Source organism: Niallia sp. M35, assembly GCF_050971705.1.
Classification (GTDB): domain Bacteria; phylum Bacillota; class Bacilli; order Bacillales; family Cytobacillaceae; genus Niallia; species Niallia circulans_A.
In genome coordinates this window covers 21,434-41,066 of the sequence record NZ_JBPCEP010000001.1, presented here as the reverse complement: position 1 = coordinate 41,066, position 19,633 = coordinate 21,434, and the positions used below count along the sequence as shown (strand labels likewise).

Sequence of the window (19,633 nt, the reverse complement as noted above, 5' to 3'; positions counted from 1 at the left end):
ATAATACACATAGCCACTAAAAAAACTCAAACAATACATGCTTTTGTTTGAGTTTACTTTTTATTTTCTTATAGATGCTTCGTGCAAAATCGATAGCTCTTTTTCCAATTCATCTAAAATTTTCTTACCAACCTGTTCTTCTACTAAACCTAATCGAATAGCAAAATCTATCTCTTTAGACAATCCATACATTTGCGTATCCAAAACCTCTTCATATAGAGGGCATTGTGGCATTGTTAAATTATCCATCTGAACTTTAATTAGTTTTAATATTTTTTCAGCATCTGCTTTCAATAACTCATTTGCTTTTTCTTTATGATTAATAATCATTTCAGAAGTCAATCTTATCCCCCCGTTTCCGAGCGATTATCCTATCTATAAAGTTTAAACTCAACCTAGAAAAATTGCAAGAACAATCCCTTTTAAAAAATTTAAAAGTTTGCGTTCTATCATCTCGAATGACAGAAAGACAAGAAAAAGCTATACTTAACATAACAACTGTTTTAATCTGCCAATTAAAATTTAGCCAATTTAAGATATTTTCTTTTAGAAGCAATACTAATTTGCAGAACTTTTATACATAACAAAGAACACACATACGGAGGAGATATAAAAATGAATAGTATTATTCAAGTTTCTGGGTTGGTAAATTTTCCGATTACTATTGATCCTACTGTCTGGATCTTTGATGATCGAAAACAAACAGCTGATACTGTATTTGCCCCAGTTGAAGTAAAGGACGAATTAGAAGCGTATACAAAAGAAGCCTCCAAGCACTGGGATCAAGAAATTACAGAAGGAGCGAAAGCCCCAGAACAATCCACAAAAACCTATAAAAAAGTGGAAATGCTAACCGGAACCTTCTATATGGCTTTAGCTCCCTTTATAAAAAATGCAGAACCGCAGGAAGAGGCAAAAACTCTTTTAATCACAACAGAAGAAGAAGAATATGCGATTCCTTTAGAAGAAATCGGTTCGATCTTCTTATTATTTTGCGTAAAAGGAAAACCGCTTACAGAAGATGGTCCTGTACATATTTTCGATCAAACAAAAGGCCCAGAACAAACTCCTATCAAAAATGTCAGAGCATTTAAAATTACATAATGTTATTCATTCACACATACGCCATCTAGCTATTAACAGATGGCGTATCATTGTTTCCCGTTAAATTATAATAAATCTGCGGCAAGCTGAGCTAAAGAAGATCTTTCTCCCTTAACTAATTTTACATGACCTGCTATCGGTTGGTCTTTAAAACGTTCTACTACATAGCTTAATCCATTATTAAAAGCATCTAAATAAGGATGATCAATTTGTTCAGGATCTCCCATCAAAACAATCTTACTACCTTCTCCAACCCTTGTTAAAATCGTTTTCACTTCATGCTTCGTTAAGTTCTGGGCCTCATCAATAATAATAAACTGGTCTGGAATACTTCTTCCTCTAATATATGTTAATGCCTCTACTTCAATAGATCCCATTCCCGCCAGAATTGCTTCTAGTTCTCCTGGTTTCTTTGTATTAAACAAATACTCAAGATTATCAAAAATAGGCTGCATCCACGGTCGTAATTTTTCTTCCTTTTCTCCAGGAAGAAAACCTAAATCCTTTCCCATCGGGACAATCGGTCTTGCCACTAATAATTTTTTGTAGTCTCCAAAATCTTCTGTCTGCATTAATCCAGATGCTAATGCCAATAGTGTTTTTCCTGTACCTGCTTTTCCTATTAACGTCACTAATGGCATGTCTTTTTTTAATAGCATTTCAATCGCCATCGTTTGCTGCACATTTCTTGGACGGATCCCCCAAATATGCTCATGATCAAACACTAGCTTTTTAACAAACTTCCTCGATGAATCTACAATAGCTAATGCTGAAGAGGAAGATCCCAATACATCCTTTAAAATAAGAAACTGATTTGGATAATAATTTCCATTCCCAATTTCTGCAATCGGGAGTTGACCATTTTCATAAAAGTTATTCAATATATCTATGGTTACTTGTACATCCATAAAACCAGTATATAAATGTTCATTTTCTACTACTCGATCACTTAAAAAATCCTCACTCTTCAAACCAATTGCATCTGCTTTTACACGGACGAGTGTATCTTTACTAACAAGAATAACGGTTCGTCCATTTTCTTTTTTACTTTCTTCTATTGATAAATTTTTTGCGACTGCTAGTATGCGATTATCATTTGTTTTTTCGACAAATATTTCTTGCAGTTCGTGAAAAGAACGGTGGTTTAATTCTATCCGTAAAGTTCCACCATTCTCCAATGGAATTTTATCGTGCAACTTTCCTGACTCTCTTAAGTTATCGATCAATCTAGATATTTGTCTTGCGTTCCTTCCGATTTCATCCATGTACCGTTTTTTGCTGTCTACCTCTTCTAAAGCTACTGCTGGAATTACTACATCATTGTCACTAAAAGAAAAAATAGAATAAGGATCCTGTAACAAGACATTTGTATCCAATACGTAAATTTTACTCAAACCGATGCCCCCTGCTCTAAAACGTCATATATTGCTGCACTTATCCGTGTAACGGAAAGAACCTTGGTAAAATATATGTTTTATCGAATAAAGATAGAAGATATTTTGCACAATAAAGAGAGAGGAAGTGTAAAAAATCGTAAAAATGCTCATTTCCATCTACAAATCAGGGGAAATGTACACTTTTAATTGTAGGTTTCAATATTAAAGGAGGGAATTTTATGAAAAAATGGTTTTTCTTCATCGCAGTCCTTTTTCTTCTTACAGGATGCACAAATAATAACGCAGAAAATAGCCAGCAATCTGAGAATAGAGAAAACAGCCCTCAAGTTACAAATGTAAAAAATTCTACCAACCAAAGGGTTGACCGGAAGACTGGACAGGATATCGCCAAAAGGCTCGTAGCTCTTGCAACAAGCATTGATAATGTTAATGATGCAACAGCGGTAGTAATCGGTAAATATGCGCTCGTAGGGGTTGACGTCAACGCTGACCTAGATCGTTCTGAGGTTGGTTCAATAAAATACGCAGTAGCCGAGAGTTTAAAAAATGATCCTGATGGCGCCAATGCAGTTGTCATTGCCGATCCTGACATTAATGCAAGACTGAAAGAAATTGGGGAAGATATTCAAAATGGAAAACCTATTCAAGGTATATTCAATGAACTAGCTGATATTAGTGGAAGACTTATCCCAGAGGTACCAGCGGATATGATTCGAAATGAGCCAGATAGAGATCTCAAAAAATCAAATGAAAAATTGAATGATAAAGAAGAAAAAGAGCTGAAAAATAACCAAGATGAACAATCAAATAATCATATAAGAGATTAAAATTCGATTTTCTATACGATTATATATTATAATGTGCCTATAATCTATTTTATGATTAGAGGTGCAACTATTGAAAGTTAAATGTGTGATATGTGATAAAATTGAAGATATAGACGAAAACTCCTTTCAGGCAAAACGACTACGAAATCGGCCAATCCATACGTATATGTGTAATGAGTGTGATGATAGAATCGCCAAAAACACAAAGAAAAGAATCGATTCGGGTAACTTTGTTCTTTATCAAAACAAAACTCAAGAAGATGATTGGTAAGTAGACAAGCATTATAAATAAAAAGAAGATCTTTTAGTAAGGTCTTCTTTTTTATATGCTCTTCTCTTTTAATGGTATCATTAAATCAGGCATTATCTCTTCACTTTCAATAACGATGGCTGTTAAGCTAATATCTGTTTTCGTTTCATGCCATTCCTCTTTATCCCAATACACCGCCTCTCCACTTCTAACTTGAAACCTTCATTCTTTTCTCCTCGAACATAGCCTATGCCGCTAACAATTAACAGAAGTTGTGGTATTACAGCTTGATGTAAACCAATAATCCCATTTTCTTCAAGATACATACATCCAATATATGCTTCTTTCTTAGTTTCCAGGATGCGATTCATAATAAAACAGGAATTAAATTGAGTGATTTGCTTTCCAGACTCTTTATTAAATCGAAAAATTTTCATTTCCCATTCCTCATTTTCCTTTATTTACTAATTATAAGTTTAGAGGTTGGTTGAAGAATACAACTAATTTATTTTTGAATATGTGCTTCTATTACGATTAGAGATTGGGTTTAACTTATGAGAGCTACGAGAGATGGTCTCCATGACCTTTCACTCTGATTTCTTTGTCCTCATGCAAAAAGTGACTTTCATTTCCTTGATGAACGCCATTTTCTGCACTCTCCATGTTGATTGTGGCTTTCATTCCCTCGATGAACACCATTTTCTACATTCCCAATGCTGAATGTTGCTTTCATTCCTTCGATGAACACCATTTTCTACACTCTCCATGCTGAATGTTGCTTTCATTCCCTCGATGAACACCATTCTCTACATTCCCAATGCTGAATATGGCTTTCATTCCTTCGATGAACACCATTTTCTGCTCTCCCCATACTGAATATGGCTTTCATTCCTTCGATGAACACCATTTTCTACACTCTCTATGCTGAATGTGGCTTTCATTTCCTCGATGAACACCATTTTCTACACTCTCCATGCTGAATGTGGCTTTCATTTCCTCGATGAACACCATTTTCTACATTCTCCATGCTGAATGTGGCTTTCATTCCCTCGATGAACACCATTTTCTACATTCCCAATGCTGAATGTGGCTTTCATTCCCTTAATGAACACCATTCTCTACACTCTCCATGCTGAATGTGGCTTTCATTCCTTCGATGAACACCATTCTCTACATTCCCAATGCTGAATGTGGCTTTCATTCCCTCAATGAACACCATTCTTCTGCTCTCCCAATGCAAAAATGGTGTTCATTTCTCCATGAACTCCGTTTCCCTCTCTCACAATTCAAAATAATGAACACCATTCTTCCAACTTCCTTACAGTCACAGAAGACTCTTCTTTGTTCACAATCACTTAGTTTCCTTGCTTGCATTCTCAGTTAAAGCCTATACCTCCACTTCACTCAAAATAAAAAAAAGAAGCCATCAACAGATGACTTCCTTATCTATTATTATTCAGCAGATTTTTTCTTCTTGCCAGCTCTTTCACGTTCTGCTTTATTTAAGATTTTTTTGCGTAAACGAATTGATTCAGGAGTTACTTCACAATACTCATCATCGTTCAAGTATTCTAAGGATTCCTCTAAAGTCATAATTCTTGGTTTTTTCATTGTTGCCGTTTGGTCTTTGTTTGCTGAACGGATGTTTGTTGCTTGTTTTACTTTTGTGATATTAACAGTGATGTCATTTTCACGAGTATGTTCCCCAACAATCATTCCTTCGTAAATTTCAGTCCCAGCTTCAACAAAGATAATTCCACGATCTTCTACTTGCATAATTCCATAAGTAGATGATTTTCCAGACTCCATGCTTACTAATACACCTTGGCGACGTCCACCAACTTGACCTGATGCCATTGGTTGATAACTATCGAATGTATGGTTGATGATACCATAACCGCGTGTTAATGTTAAAAATTCAGTTGTATAACCAATAAGTCCTCGAGCAGGTACGTTAAAGATTAAACGAACTTGTCCATTACCGTTGTTGATCATATCTAACATTTCACCTTTACGAGCACCGATCGATTCCATAACTGAACCTGTATGCTCTTCAGGAACATCGATTTGTACACGTTCAATTGGCTCACAACGAACTCCATCAATAGTTTTAACGATAACTTCAGGTTTTGACACTTGAAGCTCGTAACCTTCACGACGCATATTTTCAATCAAGATAGATAAATGAAGTTCTCCACGTCCTGATACCGTCCATGCATCTGGTGAGTCTGTATTTTCAACACGTAAACTTACATCTGTTTCTAATTGTGCACGCAATCTTTCTTCAATTTTTCTTGAAGTTAAATATTTACCTTCTTTACCTGCAAAAGGAGAGTTATTAACTAAGAATGTCATTTGAAGAGTTGGCTCATCGATACGTAAAACTGGTAGTGCATCTTGATGTTCAAATGGACATACTGTTTCACCAACGTTTATATCTTCCATTCCTGATACTGCGATTAAATCTCCAGCGTATGCTTCTTCAATTTCTTGACGTTTTAATCCGAAGAAACCAAAGATTTTTGTTACACGGAACTGCTTCACTGTTCCATCTAATTTCATTAACGCTACTTGTTGACCAACCTTCATCGTACCGCGGAATACACGACCGATACCGATTCTTCCAACATAATCATTGTAATCTAAAAGAGCTACTTGGAATTGTAAAGGCTCTTCGCGATTGTCAACTGGTGCAGGAATATGATCTACAATTGCATCATATAATGATTGCATGTTTTCATCTTGTTTTTCAGGGTTTGTGCTAGCTGTACCATTAATAGCTGATGCATAGATAACAGGGAATTCTAATTGTTCTTCTGTCGCATCTAACTCAATAAACAAATCTAATACTTCATCAATAACCTCAGCAGGACGAGCAAAGTCACGGTCAATTTTGTTAACAACAACAATTGGAGTTAAGTTTTGCTCTAAAGCTTTTTTTAATACGAAGCGTGTTTGTGGCATACAACCTTCATATGCATCAACAACAAGTAGAACACCATCAACCATTTTCATGATACGCTCTACTTCTCCACCAAAGTCAGCATGTCCTGGTGTGTCTAGGATATTAATACGTTTATCTTTATATTGAATAGCAGTATTTTTCGCTAATATTGTTATTCCACGTTCTCTTTCTAAATCGTTGGAATCCATTGCACGTTCTTCCACATGTTCATTTGTACGGAATGTGCCGGATTGTTTTAACAGCTGGTCAACCAAAGTTGTTTTCCCATGGTCAACGTGAGCAATAATAGCAATGTTACGAATATCTTCTCTAATTTTCAAAAATTTCACTCCTACCTAAATATGTCTATCTGGATTAATTTATTTTTTTAATAATATTATAACTGAGTCATTATATCACATAATTTCACAGAAACCTAAAACCTTTTATCAAAATAACAAATGTAAACGTTATTTTGATAAAAAAATTTATTTTATCATCATTTTATGCTTGAATATAACAATTTATTTACATTATGGCTGTTCTTTCCATTCCATAACATAGTATGATAGAGGAGACACGGTTAAAAAATACCCACAACATTTCGCTGTGGGATTTCTTTACTATCATACGCTATTAATTTTGATAAATATAGACCATAATAAAGGAAGATAAACATGAATTTTGATAATTATCCATATTTTTACTATAACGTTTATGGGGCATCTAGTTTTATAAGCATCGGAATATGTATTTTAGAAAAAACATTAGCTGGTACTCTTATTTGTTTTTGCCTATTCTGTGGAATTTGGTTCTTAAAATCCCATAAAAAAAAGAAAGTTCTTCATGTAACCGAAAACTAGCCTTAACAACTCTTACCAGTTTCCATCTTTTAGATATTTTTGAAGTATTTCATCATGTAATCCAGGTTTGGATGCAAAAAAAGATTGTTGCGTTAATAAATCAAGCGGTTCGTTTCTTAAAGTTGTTACCTTGCCGCCTAGCTCTTCAACCATTATCTTACCTGCTGCATAATCCCAAGGCGATAATCTTAAGGTTAAATAAGCATCCATTCTTCCGGCTGCTATGTACGCTAATTCTAAACAGGCAGATCCAAAAGATCTCGTTCCTCTTGATGCTTTTACAAGTGGTTCTAAGATAGTCGGATCAATCCGTTTATTTTTTGTTACCCATGTAGCATTTAATCCGATAATAGCCTCATCCACGGCCGTATCTTTTAAAGGTAATAGCTTTAAGTCATTCATAAAAACACCATTTCCCTTTCGAACATGGTACAGCTCGTCTGCCACTACATCATATATTAAACCAATCTTTCCTACTCCATCTTCATAAATTCCAATAGAGATGGCAAAATCCCGCTGCATATGGACAAAATTCATCGTTCCATCAATAGGATCAATAATCCAGACTATCCCTTTCAAATCTTCTAGTGCCTCACATACTCCCTCTTCGCCTAAAATACGATGGGAAGGAAAAACTTTATTGATCTTATTAATCAAAAATTCTTCTGTCCCCTTATCTATTTGGGTGACCAAGTCATTTTTATTTGATTTCGTTTGAATAATGAGCTCAGAAGAAAAAGACTTGATAATTCTTGCTCCTGCCTCTTTAATCCATTCTTTCGCATATTTATCGATTTCCAGCCAATTTGTCATCTTCTCAACCCTTCTTTACATTCTTTTTTTCATCGTTTCCTATATTTTAGCTTAGATCATCCCTAAACATACTTCTAAAAATCTATCCTTCTTCTATATAGTATCATAAAATAAGAAAATTCTATGAATACAGGTTCTTTGGATAATATTATGTATTTTCTTCTTAAAGTCTATTACTAAGAGCCCAGCCTATACCCCCTTCCCTTTCCATCTCTCTTCGTCAATGCGGTGACAACGTCCATTTAAGCTAAACAATATTTCCAAAGCTCATTTTTCTATTGGTATGCAAAATCATGCAGCTGACTTTATAGGAATGAAAGGTTGCTTCCTATAGAGTCAGCTGCATGATTACCTATCAGCTTATTCATTAGTTATAATGCTTTAAGTCTTAGAAGTTCCTGCCTAATTCTTTCTAACTTTTGCTTACTTAATTTTTTTTGTTTTTCATCCTTTTCATTCATCGCATCGAATAAGGTAGCCAATTCATAATCCATTTCTAGACGAAGAACAGCTTTTTTTTCCTTTTCCACTTCCATTTTCTTCGCTAAATTCATCAATTGTTTCACTGACAGAACACCCCTTTCATCGACTTGCATTTCTGTTGATTTCATATATATTATGTGGAAACTAATTAGCTTGCTCCTATTTTGTGCTATAACCCAGCGCAATCCAAATTCCTTCATAATATTATTTATGTATGCTACAATATTTGCGAAAAGGCTAGCTAAGTTGAAGCTACATTTTAAGTGACTAAATAGCTTACTTGATTTTATATACAGTATTTACCCGTAAACAATGGAGATAAACTAAAAAGGAGATAAGAAATAATGGCATTCACTGGTTTTACACAAAAAGATTTTGATACCTTTACAATTGATGGACTAGATGCTCGAATGGAAGCGATTCAGGAAAGAATTCAGCCAAAGTTTCGCGAAATTGGCACACAGCTTACTGAAGAGCTGTCTGGAAAGCTTGGCATGGAAATGTTTCTACATATTGCAAAACATGCAAGACGAACAGTTAACCCGCCGAAGGATACTTGGCTTGCCATCGCAAGTAATAAACGAGGCTACAAACAACATCCACATTTCCAAGTCGGCTTATTTGATGACCATGTCTTTATATGGTTAGCATATATATATGAACTTCCAAAAAAGAAAGAAATCGCTGAAGGTTTTTTGGCAAATTATGAGATTCTGCAGTCCACTTTGCCACAAGATTATGTTCTATCCATGGACCATATGAAAAAAGATGCAGTTAAAATTGGAGAAACAAACTTAGAAGCAGCCTTAACAAGATTCCGTGATGTAAAAAAAGCTGAATTTTTAGTAGGTCAGAAAATCGCTGCTGGAGATTCTATTCTATCAAATGGAGAAGAACTGCTTGCATTAATTGAAAAAACTTATGATACCCTGCTTCCCATTTATAAATTATCATTGGAGTATTAGATTTGGATTAACTATGAAAAAAGAGGCCGTTATACAGCCTCCTAGACTGTAAGCAAACTAAAATCAGCGGTTTGTTTACAGTTTTTCATTATCTTTTTGTAAAAAGTTACAAGCAAAATATTTTATATCACCTATCATGACATCTTTATTCTACTATCATCCGAAGCTTCTTTCGCCTTTTTGATGGTTCGATAGGTTGAATAACCACTTACTTCTTCAAATTCATCACATACTTTTTTTTCTTGCGCTTTTCCTGGGACAATTTTTTTAAAGGCACGGTATTGCTCCATTAATTCTGCCTTCTCTACCCCTTTTTCATATGCTTTTTCAATGCATTCAAAAAATTTAACGACAGTAATAATTTCATCCGTTGACCAATCAATATCGATTGGGTATTGATAATCCATATTTCCACATCCTATTAATTGAAGTTTTTCAGATAAAAACTATTGTAATTTAAGTAGCTAAGAAAGTAAAATATTGATTCTTTTCCCAAGTTCCTTTCCTCTGCTAGCTAAACTGAAGAAAGAAAAAATAGAGAAAAAAAATAATTCTTTTTCCTATAGTGAAAACTAATTGTATGCAAAGAAAATAAAAAATGCTATAATTCTTTTGTTTTCTGATTTTTATATTTTGAGATTAGGGTAAAACTTGTTAAGAGTAATGAAATTAAAGACAGAATAGCGGCAGCAATGTACAATAAAATTTTTAGATGTACATAAGAAATTTAAATAAAGTTCGCTTAAAATTGCATAAAAATACTAAATAAAGAGGTGTGGTAATAAATTGTCACAACACGAAACACCGTTATACCACGGATTATTGGAACATGTTAAAAGGGATCCGATTCAATTTCATATACCCGGTCATAAAAAAGGGAATGGAATGGATCCAGAATTTAGAAACTTTATCGGAGAAAACGCCCTTTCGATAGACCTTATTAATATTGGTCCTCTTGATGATCTTCATTATCCAAAAGGGATGATTAAACATGCACAGCAGCTTGCTGCTGAGGCATTTGGAGCAGATCATACTTTCTTTTCCGTTCAAGGCACAAGTGGTGCTATCATGACGATGATCATGAGTGTTTGTGGCCCAGGAGATAAAATTATTGTTCCTAGAAATGTCCATAAATCTGTTATGTCTGCCATAATATTTGCTGGAGCAATTCCAATTTTCATCCACCCTGAAGTAGATAAGAATCTTGGAATTTCTCATGGAATCACCGTCGAGTCTGTTCAACATGCTTTAGATATTCATCCAGATGCTAAAGGGCTTTTAGTTATTAATCCAACTTATTTTGGCATCTCTGCTGATTTAAAGACGATTGTAGATTTGGCGCATTCCTATGATATCCCTGTCCTTGTAGATGAAGCACATGGAGTTCACATTCATTTTCACGAGGAACTGCCTATGTCTGCAATGCAAGCCGGAGCAGATATTGCCGCAACAAGTGTGCATAAACTCGGTGGGTCGATGACACAAAGCTCTATTTTAAATATGAGAGGCGACCTTATTAGCTATAAACGTGTACAATCTATTTTAAGTATGTTGACAACAACTAGTACTTCCTATTTGCTGCTAGCCTCTTTAGATGTTGCCAGAAAGCGTCTTGCAACAGAAGGAAAAGAGCTGATTGATAAAACGATTAATCTTGCACAATACATTCGAAGACAGATTAATGACATAGAACATCTATATTGTGTGGGCGAAGAAATTCTGGAATCAGATTCTGCTTTCGATTATGACCCAACAAAACTCATTATATCTGTGAAAGACCTTGGCTTAACTGGCCACGATGCGGAAGAATGGCTTCGGAAACATTATCGCATTGAAGTAGAAATGTCCGATTTGTATAATATTCTGTGCATTATTACACCAGGGGATTCCGAAAGAGAGGCCAATATTTTAATTGACGCCTTAAAAGCTCTTGCAGTAGAACGAAAAGATAAGGCTTCAAAAGTAGAAGCACGAGTGATGCTGCCAAACATCCCTTTACTGGCACTAACGCCGAGAGATGCATTCTACTCAGAAACTGAATTAATCGATTTTGATGATTCAGTGGGAAGAGTAATTGCGGAGTTTATTATGGTATACCCTCCAGGAATCCCTATTTTCATTCCTGGCGAAATTATTACAGAAGATAACCTTGCTTATATAAAAAGAAATATGGAGGCAGGATTGCCTGTTCAGGGGCCTGAGGATTACGATTTCAAAAAGCTTCGTGTTATTAAAGAGCATCGTGCAATAAGATAAATAAATTTTGGAGAGCAGGGATGCCATATATAGGGTATTCCTGTCTTTAATTTGGAGATAAATGAAAAGACAGCATTTGTTTATTGTATATAGAAAGATTGGAGTTTTCCTTTTTGAAAAAATATATTGTTATCATGATTATCAGTTTACTAATTAGCCTAGTTTCTCCGTTTATTTTTAAAAATTATGTGGCACAAAAACCTGAACAATTAGAACAGGCTTTCCATTTCGGTGGTCCAATCCCATTTGCTGAACAAAAAAAGCTGCTGCCCACTTCCGTTGAGGCATACCCTTTAGAAATTACATTCGAATCGCCGGTGCAATCAAAAACTATTTTCCATCCTATTCCGTTTATTTTTAGTTTTCTTGTATTTTTCTTATTAATTCTAGCGATTTCCACCGTTTTTAGTAGCTTTTTTGGAAAAAAATCAACAAAAAGGAGATTATAACTACTTAAGAATTTAGTTGTATTAAAAAATGCCTTTATTTTTAGATTAAGGCATTTTTTGTGCTGAATATTTGTATAGGAGGAATTTCATAATGAGAAAAAGTCTGCTCTTTTCGCAATATTAGGTTAAAGAGAACTGTTTTCTTCTTCACTTCTAAAGAAAGACTATATTTAAAATAAATCATAGTGTTATGTTTATATGATTTATACAACTGATATAATTGTCATAATTAAATGAAAAGAACCGTAAATGGATAAACTGATCATGGTGGCTAGCATTGTTTTTCTTGTTGATTTTATAATTGTATTTCCTATGATAATCGCTAAATAAAAGAACACACCAAACATAAACACCTTATATAAAATTAAATCATATCTTGATAACCATTCAATAATAGAAAACCCACTCCAAATGATTAGCTGAAATAAAATTGCTGTATAAACCTTCAAGAAAAACACCACCTTTCCTCCATTAACAATTAATACTAGTATATGTACCAATCTTTTGTTTTATTTTATAATTATTTCATTTCAAAAAACAGTATTATGTCTAAATTCTACTAGCTAATTTTCTTCCCTAAAACTAGATTAGATACAAAAAAAGTTTTCTCGAATCGTTTTTAAGATAAAAAAAAGAAGCCCTCGGGACGAGGACTTCTTTTTTTTAATTAGCGTAAGATATGAATTGGGCTGCCAATTGCAACTTCCGCTGCTTCCATTGTTACCTCACCTAAAGTTGGATGAGCATGGATAGTCATAGCTAAATCTTCAGCTGTCATACCAGCTTCGATTGCTAAGCCTAATTCAGCGATCATATCAGATGCACTTGGACCAGCGATTTGCGCACCGATTACAAGACCATCTTCTTTACGTGTAACAAGCTTCAAGAAACCTTCAGCATCGTTAAGTGCTAACGCACGACCGTTAGCTGCAAATGGGAATTTAGCAGCTTTCACTTCGATACCAGCTTCTTTAGCAGAAGCTTCTGTGTGACCAACAGTTGCTAATTCTGGCTCAGAGAATACTACTGCAGGAATTCCTAAATAGTCGATTTCTGAGTTATGTCCAGCAATAACCTCAGCAGCAATTTTACCTTCATAAGAAGCTTTATGCGCTAATGGAGGACCAGAAATAACATCACCGATAGCAAAGATATTGCTTACAGTTGTACGGCATTGCTTATCTGTTTTAATGATTCCGCGTTCGCCTAATTCAATACCAACTTGTTCTAAACCAAGTTCGTCTGTATTAGGTTTTCTACCAACCATTACGAATACATAATCAGCTTCCACTGATTTTTCTTCGCCTTTAACTTCATATTTAACAACAACGCCAGTGTCTGTTTCTTCCACACCTTTAGCCATTGCTTTTGTAATGATTTCAGCACCTTTTTTCTTAAGGTTGCGAGTAACTAATGAAGACATTTGTTTTTCGAAACCACCAAGAATTTCATCAGCACCTTCAAGGATTGTTACTTGTGTACCAAAGTTAGCATAAGCTCCACCTAACTCAGTACCAACGTATCCTCCACCGATTACTACAATTTTCTCTGGAACTTCTTGAAGTGCAAGTGCACCAGTTGAGTCAAGAACACGTTTAGAGAATTTGAAAGTAGGAATTTCGATTGGACGAGATCCAGTTGCGATAATTGCATTTTTAAAAGTATAAGTTTGAGATGATTTTTCATCCATTACTTTTAAAGTGTTAGCATCTACAAAATATGCTTCACCGTATACAATATCAACTTTGTTCCCTTTTAATAGACCTTCAACTCCACCAGTAAGCTTTTTAACAACACTGTCTTTCCAAGCTTGAACTTTAGAGAAGTCAACTGTTACGTTTTCAGTTGTAATACCCATGTCTGCAGAATGTGCAGCATGCTCGTAACGGTGTCCAGCAGAGATTAAAGCTTTTGAAGGAATACATCCAACGTTTAAGCAAACTCCACCTAATACGTTTTTCTCAACAATTGTAACTTTTTGTCCTAATTGTGCTGCACGAATTGCTGCAACATATCCACCAGGACCCGCACCAATGACTATAGTATCTGTTTCAATAGGAAAATCTCCAACTACCATGTTTTTACGCCTCCATTAACAATAGTTCTGGATCGTTCAATAAACGTTTAATATGATTCATTGCATTTTGAGCAGTAGCTCCGTCAATCATTCTGTGGTCAAAGCTTAAAGAAAGTGCTAATACAGGAGCAGCGACAATTTCTCCATCTTTAACGATAGCTTTCTCAGCAATACGACCAATACCTAAAATAGCAACTTCAGGATGGTTGATTACTGGAGTAAACCATTGTCCACCAGCAGATCCAATGTTAGAAATTGTGCAAGAAGCACCTTTCATTTCAGCTGGAGCTAATTTACCGTCTCTTGCTTTAACAGCAAGTTCATTAATTTCGTTAGAGATGTTAAAGATACCTTTACGATCAGCATTTTTAACAACAGGAACTAATAAACCTTTTTCTGTATCAGCAGCAATACCGATATTATAGTAATGCTTATGAACGATTTCGCTTGTAGCATCATCTAATGATGTGTTTAAAGCTGGGAATTCTTTTAATGCGCTTGTTAAAGCTTTTACTACATAAGGTAAGAAAGTTAATTTGATACCTTTTGCAGCAGCAACTTCTTTATATTTCTTACGGTGTGCAACTAATTTTGACACTTCTACTTCATCCATTAATGTTACGTGAGGAGCAGTGTGCTTAGAATTTACCATTGCTTTAGCAATAGCTTTTCTGATTCCGCTCATTTTCTCACGAGTTTCTGGGAAGTCACCTTCTGGAATAGCAAGCGGCTTAGGAGCTTCCGCTGCTGTTTCTGCTGGAGCAGCTTCTGCAGCTGGTTGGCTAGCAGGTGTTGCACCACCATTTAAGTAAGCATCAATATCTTCTTTAGAAATACGTCCGTTTTTACCAGTACCAGAAACAAGTTGAATTTCTACACCTTTATCACGAGCATATTTACGTACAGAAGGCATTGCGATAATACGTCTGCTTGGATCAACTTCTGCCTCTTGACCTTTGCTTTCTTCAACAGCTTCAGGTTTTGCTTCTTCAGCAGCTGGAGCTTCATCACCATGATCGCCTTTGAACTGAAGGTTTTCATATCCAGGAGCATCAAATGTAATTAAGATATCTCCTACTACTGCAACAGTTCCTTCTTCCACTTTCACTTCTTCTACAGTACCTTCAACTGGGGAAGGAATTTCTACTACTGCTTTATCATTTTGAACTTCACATAATACATCATCTTCTTGAACTTTATCGCCTGGTTTAACAAACCATTTTACGATTTCGCCCTCGTGAATACCTTCACCAATGTCAGGTAATCTAAATTGAAAAGCCAATGTGACAACCTCCTAATATCTTATGAAAAAATTTTCTTCTTTTAACTAACTTATCTTCTAATTCTTGTGCGAATATTATTCGGTTTTAATTAGAAAGTTAGAACTTTTTTAGCTGTTTCAATAATATCTTTAAAGTTTGGAAGCCATACAGTTTCAGCTTGTGTAAATGCAAAAACAGTATCTGGTGCAGTTACACGTAGAACTGGAGCTTCTAAGCTTAGAATTGCACGATCATTGATTTCAGCAACAACATTAGCTGCAATACCAGCTTGTTTTTGTGCTTCTTGAACTACCACAGCTCTACCTGTTTTTTCAACAGATCCAATGATTGTTTCGATATCAAGTGGGCTTACAGTACGTAAGTCAACTACTTCCACTGAGTATCCTTCTTTTTCTAATTCTTCTGCTGCTTTAATAGACTCTTGAACCATTGCTCCATAAGTAATGATAGAAAGGTCTTTACCTTCACGTTTTACATCCGCTTTTCCAAGAGGAATAGTATACTCTTCTTCTGGAACTTCTTGACGGAATGAACGGTATAATTTCATATGCTCTAAGAAGATAACCGGATCGTTATCACGAATAGCAGAAATTAATAAACCTTTAGCATCATAAGGAGTTGATGGGATAACAACTTTAAGACCAGGTTGCTGTGCCATTAATCCTTCTAAGCTGTCGGCATGAAGTTCAGGAGTATGAACTCCACCACCAAATGGAGAACGAATAGTTACTGGTGCGTTGTAGCGACCACCTGAACGATAGCGCATACGAGCCATTTGTCCAGAAATACTATCCATTACTTCATAAACGAAACCAAAGAATTGAATTTCCGGTACTGGACGGTATCCTTGAAGTCCTAAACCGATTGCTAAACCGCCAATTCCAGATTCAGCTAATGGAGTATCAAATACACGATCTTCGCTGAATTCTTTTTGAAGACCTTCTGTCGCACGGAATACACCGCCGTTTACACCTACGTCTTCTCCAAATACTAATACGTTTGGATCATTACGTAATTCTGTGCGTAACGCATCAGTGATTGCTTGAATCATAGTCATTTGCGCCATGGCTTACTTCGACTCCTTTGCTGCATAAATTTCATATTGTTCTTTTAAGTTAACTGGTAACTCTTCATACATGATGTTCATTAAGTCAGTAACTTTTTGTTTTGGAGCTTCATCAGCAATTTTGATTGCTTCTTTAATTTCTTCTTTAGCACGCTCGATAACTGCATTTTCTTTCTCTTCATTCCAAATGCCTTTGTTTTCTAGGAATTTACGGAAACGAACTAATGGGTCTTTCTTTTCCCATTCACTATCAAGATCAGCAGTACGGTAACGAGTTGGGTCATCCCCAGCCATTGTATGTGGACCATAACGGTAAGTTAAAGTTTCGATTAATGTTGGACCTTCACCGTTGATTGCTCTTTCACGAGCTTCACGTACAGCAGCGTAAACTGCTAATGGATCCATTCCATCTACTTGAATTCCAGGGATACCTGCAGCAACTGCTTTTTGTGCAATTGTTTTCGCGGCAGATTGTTTCTCAACTGGAGTAGAAATTGCAAAACGGTTGTTTTGTACAACGAAAATTGCAGGAGCTTTAAATGCACCAGCAAAGTTAATTCCTTCGTAGAAATCACCTTGTGAAGCCCCACCATCACCTGTATAAGTGATTGCAACAGATTTAGCACCACGTTTTTTCATTCCTAATGCTACACCAGCAGTTTGGATGTATTGTGCACCAATAATGATTTGTGGAGAAATTACGTTTACACCTTCAGGAATTTGGTTTCCTTGGAAGTGACCACGTGAGAATAAGAATGCTTGAGATAAAGGAAGTCCATGCCAGATAATTTGTGGAACATCACGATATCCTGGAAGAATAAAATCTTCTTTTTCTAATGCGAATTGTGAAGCCAATTGTGAAGCTTCTTGTCCTGCAGTAGGTGCATAGAAACCTAGGCGACCTTGTCTGTTTAAGGAAATAGAGCGTTGATCAAGAATACGAGTATAAACCATACGAGTCATTAATTCTTGTAATTGCTCATCACTTAAATCAGGCATTGCAGATTCGTTTACAACTTCGCCCTCTTCATTTAAAATCTGAAGTGTTTGAAATTGGTTTGCCACTTGTTCAAGCTGTGCTTGCACATCAAATTGTGCCTTCTTTGTTTTAGAAGCCATTAAAGCCACCCTTTCCTTTCATATTAAAAGACTTTTTTCTGTAAAAACAAATAGATGTTTACAATGTGTTGCCATGTGGTAAACACTTAGTTGGGTAACGCTTTCTATTCCTTAAAGCATATCGCTCTAAGCAACAAAAAAAACCATACTTAAACAGTTTTCCACAAAATACGCAAGAAAAAACGTCTTATAAAATTAATTCGGTTTCCGTATAGACTGTATCAATTATTTATATGTAAATATTAATACAACTGTTCAATACATTTATAAGTTTAATATACTTAAATATTATCCGTCAATCTTTAAGCTCGAAGTTTTTATTATTTTTTTACATGAAATTAATACATCTGTATTATTTGCAACACAACATCTGTATCATACAGAAAACACTATTTGCAACTGTTTTATAATAACTTGCCAAAGTGTCGAAAAATCATTTCTTTTCTATTATGAACTCCTTGTATGTTTTGAATACTGCATGTTACAAAGCACCTCCTACATTCTGAAATAGAATCCCACAAAAAAAGCCACAAAACAAAGTGTGTCCAAAGAAGCGAAATTCATGCTCCGTTTGTCCTCTCTATTTTGTAACTTATAAAAATTTTAATGGGATAGATAAAAGGAATAATCAAGTAATAAATATTACTTCAGACTGTAGACAAACTCCTGTATTTTGGAAATAGAAGTTTGAGTAAAGTATTTATTAATCTCTTTGAATTTAGACGTTACTTTCCGCTCCGGGGGTTCGCTTTCCGTGGGGCTCGCGCTAAGCCGCTTCGGCTTACAGCCTGCAGGGTCTTAGACTGTCTCGCTAATCCCACAGGAGTCTCACCCCCTCCACTCCAAGCAACGCATGAAAATGCATTTTTACTTCTCCAATATCTTTTTGTCGACAAGCTACAAGTAATAAATATTACTTTATTTTTCTTCTTCCTCTTCATTCATTTTGATTTTTATGCCGGCTTCTTTATAGAAGTCTACTTTCAAATCATTATATTTCTTCGTTAATTCATTAAATGTTTTGTTATTTTCATAAACCTTCTCATACGTATCATTGATTTTTTTTACCTGTTTTTCTAAATCATCCATATTCACATCTTTATCTTTAAACATTTCATAAAGCTTTTTATCACTATTAAGCCCTTCTATGTAATTTGCGTATAATTTATCATGTTCTTTATAACGGGCCATCATTGTTTGGTATAGATTATCCGCTTTATCCTTTAATGATTTTTCCTCCTTTTTTTCTAGTTCTTCTATGTCTGTTGTTATTGTTTCAAACTTTTCTTGTGACTTTTTTATACTATCTGCTTCTTTATCCATATATTCTTTTCTTTTGGAAATGGATTCTAGAGCTTCGTCCGATAATTTTGTAATTTCATCCATATCCTCTAATCCAAGACTAATTATTTTAGAATAAATATCTTGTTCCTTCTTTTCTAATTTGACAAGAGGATCTTGCTGTTCTTCAAAACCACTTTCAATCTTAACTACTTCTTCTAGTTTGTCATACATTTTCTCACTTGGAGAATTAAAATTGCACCCAGCAGCAATTATCGTAAATAGCATAATTGTACTAATTAAAACACTTCGTTTCATTTGTTTCCTCCTCACTTTCTTATTACTATATCGATTCTTCTGTACTTTGACAATAATGGTTCCCTTCGTCTTAATCATCTAGACTGTTTTAAGAATCTAATAAAAACTCCATTCTTCCCTGCGTAATTGTCCGTTTCC

General features: G+C 35.2%; 22 protein-coding genes and 1 pseudogene. 6 read left to right on the top strand and 17 right to left on the bottom strand.

The window, feature by feature from the left end; all coding sequences use genetic code 11:
• Positions 1-60: 60 nt before the first annotated feature.
• Positions 61-342 (bottom strand): Fpa/YlaN family protein, encoded by a 282-nt coding sequence (locus NiCM35_RS00225; RefSeq protein ID WP_016200976.1) that lies wholly within the window; start codon positions 340-342, stop codon positions 61-63.
• Positions 343-615: 273 nt separating this feature from the next.
• Here NiCM35_RS00225 and NiCM35_RS00220 point away from each other — a divergent pair, with 273 nt between their 5' ends.
• A complete protein-coding gene (locus NiCM35_RS00220) occupies positions 616-1,104 on the top strand; it encodes a hypothetical protein (RefSeq protein ID WP_095329066.1) in 489 nt (162 codons plus the stop codon).
• Between the two features lie 65 nt (positions 1,105-1,169).
• Here NiCM35_RS00220 and NiCM35_RS00215 read toward each other — a convergent pair whose 3' ends face one another.
• Entirely contained in the window at positions 1,170-2,498 is a 1,329-nt protein-coding gene (locus NiCM35_RS00215; protein ID WP_123257406.1) for a PhoH family protein, read from the bottom strand.
• A gap of 221 nt (positions 2,499-2,719) precedes the next feature.
• Here NiCM35_RS00215 and NiCM35_RS00210 point away from each other — a divergent pair, with 221 nt between their 5' ends.
• Together NiCM35_RS00210 and NiCM35_RS00205 are read left to right on the top strand one after the other, a co-directional pair.
• Positions 2,720-3,328, top strand: a complete 609-nt coding sequence (locus NiCM35_RS00210) for a YhcN/YlaJ family sporulation lipoprotein (protein WP_123257405.1) — start codon at positions 2,720-2,722, stop codon at positions 3,326-3,328.
• A gap of 70 nt (positions 3,329-3,398) precedes the next feature.
• A complete protein-coding gene (locus NiCM35_RS00205) occupies positions 3,399-3,599 on the top strand; it encodes a YlaI family protein (protein WP_047939878.1) in 201 nt (66 codons plus the stop codon).
• Positions 3,600-3,650: 51 nt separating this feature from the next.
• On the opposite strand, the pseudogene NiCM35_RS00200 reads toward NiCM35_RS00205, so the two are convergent.
• From NiCM35_RS00200 to NiCM35_RS00165, 8 genes and pseudogenes are all read right to left on the bottom strand, one after another.
• Positions 3,651-4,015: pseudogene (locus tag NiCM35_RS00200) on the bottom strand (cupin).
• A gap of 124 nt (positions 4,016-4,139) precedes the next feature.
• Positions 4,140-4,277 (bottom strand): hypothetical protein, encoded by a 138-nt coding sequence (locus tag NiCM35_RS00195; protein WP_433778209.1) that lies wholly within the window; start codon positions 4,275-4,277, stop codon positions 4,140-4,142.
• Positions 4,278-4,307: 30 nt separating this feature from the next.
• On the bottom strand, positions 4,308-4,433 hold the full coding sequence (locus tag NiCM35_RS00190) for a hypothetical protein (RefSeq protein WP_433778207.1): 126 nt from the start codon (positions 4,431-4,433) through the stop codon (positions 4,308-4,310).
• A 30-nt stretch (positions 4,434-4,463) separates the two neighbouring features.
• The gene (locus NiCM35_RS00185) at positions 4,464-4,589 is read right to left on the bottom strand and encodes a hypothetical protein (protein ID WP_433778205.1); all 126 of its coding nucleotides are present in this window, start codon (positions 4,587-4,589) and stop codon (positions 4,464-4,466) included.
• A gap of 82 nt (positions 4,590-4,671) precedes the next feature.
• Entirely contained in the window at positions 4,672-4,797 is a 126-nt protein-coding gene (locus tag NiCM35_RS00180) for a hypothetical protein (RefSeq protein ID WP_433778203.1), read from the bottom strand.
• Positions 4,798-5,030: 233 nt separating this feature from the next.
• Positions 5,031-6,863 (bottom strand): translational GTPase TypA, encoded by a 1,833-nt coding sequence (typA, locus tag NiCM35_RS00175; protein ID WP_095329063.1) that lies wholly within the window; start codon positions 6,861-6,863, stop codon positions 5,031-5,033.
• 534 nt (positions 6,864-7,397) lie between these two features.
• Positions 7,398-8,198: an inositol monophosphatase family protein gene (locus NiCM35_RS00170; protein ID WP_095329061.1), complete on the bottom strand. Its 801-nt coding sequence runs from the start codon at positions 8,196-8,198 to the stop codon at positions 7,398-7,400.
• Positions 8,199-8,569: 371 nt separating this feature from the next.
• Positions 8,570-8,764, bottom strand: a complete 195-nt coding sequence (locus tag NiCM35_RS00165; RefSeq protein ID WP_047943020.1) for a YkzI domain-containing protein — start codon at positions 8,762-8,764, stop codon at positions 8,570-8,572.
• Positions 8,765-9,025: 261 nt separating this feature from the next.
• On the opposite strand from NiCM35_RS00165, the gene NiCM35_RS00160 reads away from it, so the two are divergent.
• Positions 9,026-9,646: a YktB family protein gene (locus NiCM35_RS00160; protein WP_123259636.1), complete on the top strand. Its 621-nt coding sequence runs from the start codon at positions 9,026-9,028 to the stop codon at positions 9,644-9,646.
• Between the two features lie 134 nt (positions 9,647-9,780).
• Here the strand turns inward: NiCM35_RS00160 and NiCM35_RS00155 are convergent, their stop codons facing one another.
• Positions 9,781-10,053, bottom strand: a complete 273-nt coding sequence (locus NiCM35_RS00155; protein ID WP_095329059.1) for a UPF0223 family protein — start codon at positions 10,051-10,053, stop codon at positions 9,781-9,783.
• Between the two features lie 379 nt (positions 10,054-10,432).
• Between NiCM35_RS00155 and NiCM35_RS00150 the strand changes: the two genes are divergently transcribed.
• Positions 10,433-11,902, top strand: a complete 1,470-nt coding sequence (locus NiCM35_RS00150) for an aminotransferase class I/II-fold pyridoxal phosphate-dependent enzyme (protein WP_433778199.1) — start codon at positions 10,433-10,435, stop codon at positions 11,900-11,902.
• Between the two features lie 113 nt (positions 11,903-12,015).
• Entirely contained in the window at positions 12,016-12,351 is a 336-nt protein-coding gene (locus tag NiCM35_RS00145) for a hypothetical protein (protein WP_095329057.1), read from the top strand.
• 203 nt (positions 12,352-12,554) lie between these two features.
• On the opposite strand, the gene NiCM35_RS00140 is transcribed toward NiCM35_RS00145, so the two are convergent.
• From NiCM35_RS00140 to NiCM35_RS00115, 6 genes are all read right to left on the bottom strand, one after another.
• Complete coding sequence (locus tag NiCM35_RS00140) at positions 12,555-12,809, bottom strand: hypothetical protein (protein ID WP_371000611.1); 255 nt, start codon at positions 12,807-12,809, stop codon at positions 12,555-12,557.
• Between the two features lie 209 nt (positions 12,810-13,018).
• On the bottom strand, positions 13,019-14,428 hold the full coding sequence (gene lpdA / locus NiCM35_RS00135; protein WP_047942998.1) for a dihydrolipoyl dehydrogenase: 1,410 nt from the start codon (positions 14,426-14,428) through the stop codon (positions 13,019-13,021).
• Between the two features lie 4 nt (positions 14,429-14,432).
• On the bottom strand, positions 14,433-15,710 hold the full coding sequence (locus tag NiCM35_RS00130; protein WP_095329055.1) for a dihydrolipoamide acetyltransferase family protein: 1,278 nt from the start codon (positions 15,708-15,710) through the stop codon (positions 14,433-14,435).
• Between the two features lie 89 nt (positions 15,711-15,799).
• Positions 15,800-16,777, bottom strand: coding sequence for an alpha-ketoacid dehydrogenase subunit beta (locus NiCM35_RS00125; RefSeq protein WP_095329054.1), 978 nt, complete (start codon positions 16,775-16,777; stop codon positions 15,800-15,802).
• Positions 16,778-16,780: 3 nt separating this feature from the next.
• Positions 16,781-17,896 carry a pyruvate dehydrogenase (acetyl-transferring) E1 component subunit alpha gene (pdhA, locus tag NiCM35_RS00120; RefSeq protein ID WP_095329053.1) on the bottom strand — a complete coding sequence of 372 codons (1,116 nt, stop codon included), beginning with the start codon at positions 17,894-17,896 and terminating at the stop codon, positions 16,781-16,783.
• Positions 17,897-18,814: 918 nt separating this feature from the next.
• Positions 18,815-19,495 (bottom strand): YkyA family protein, encoded by a 681-nt coding sequence (locus tag NiCM35_RS00115; protein ID WP_163188092.1) that lies wholly within the window; start codon positions 19,493-19,495, stop codon positions 18,815-18,817.
• Between the last annotated feature and the right edge of the window lie 138 nt (positions 19,496-19,633).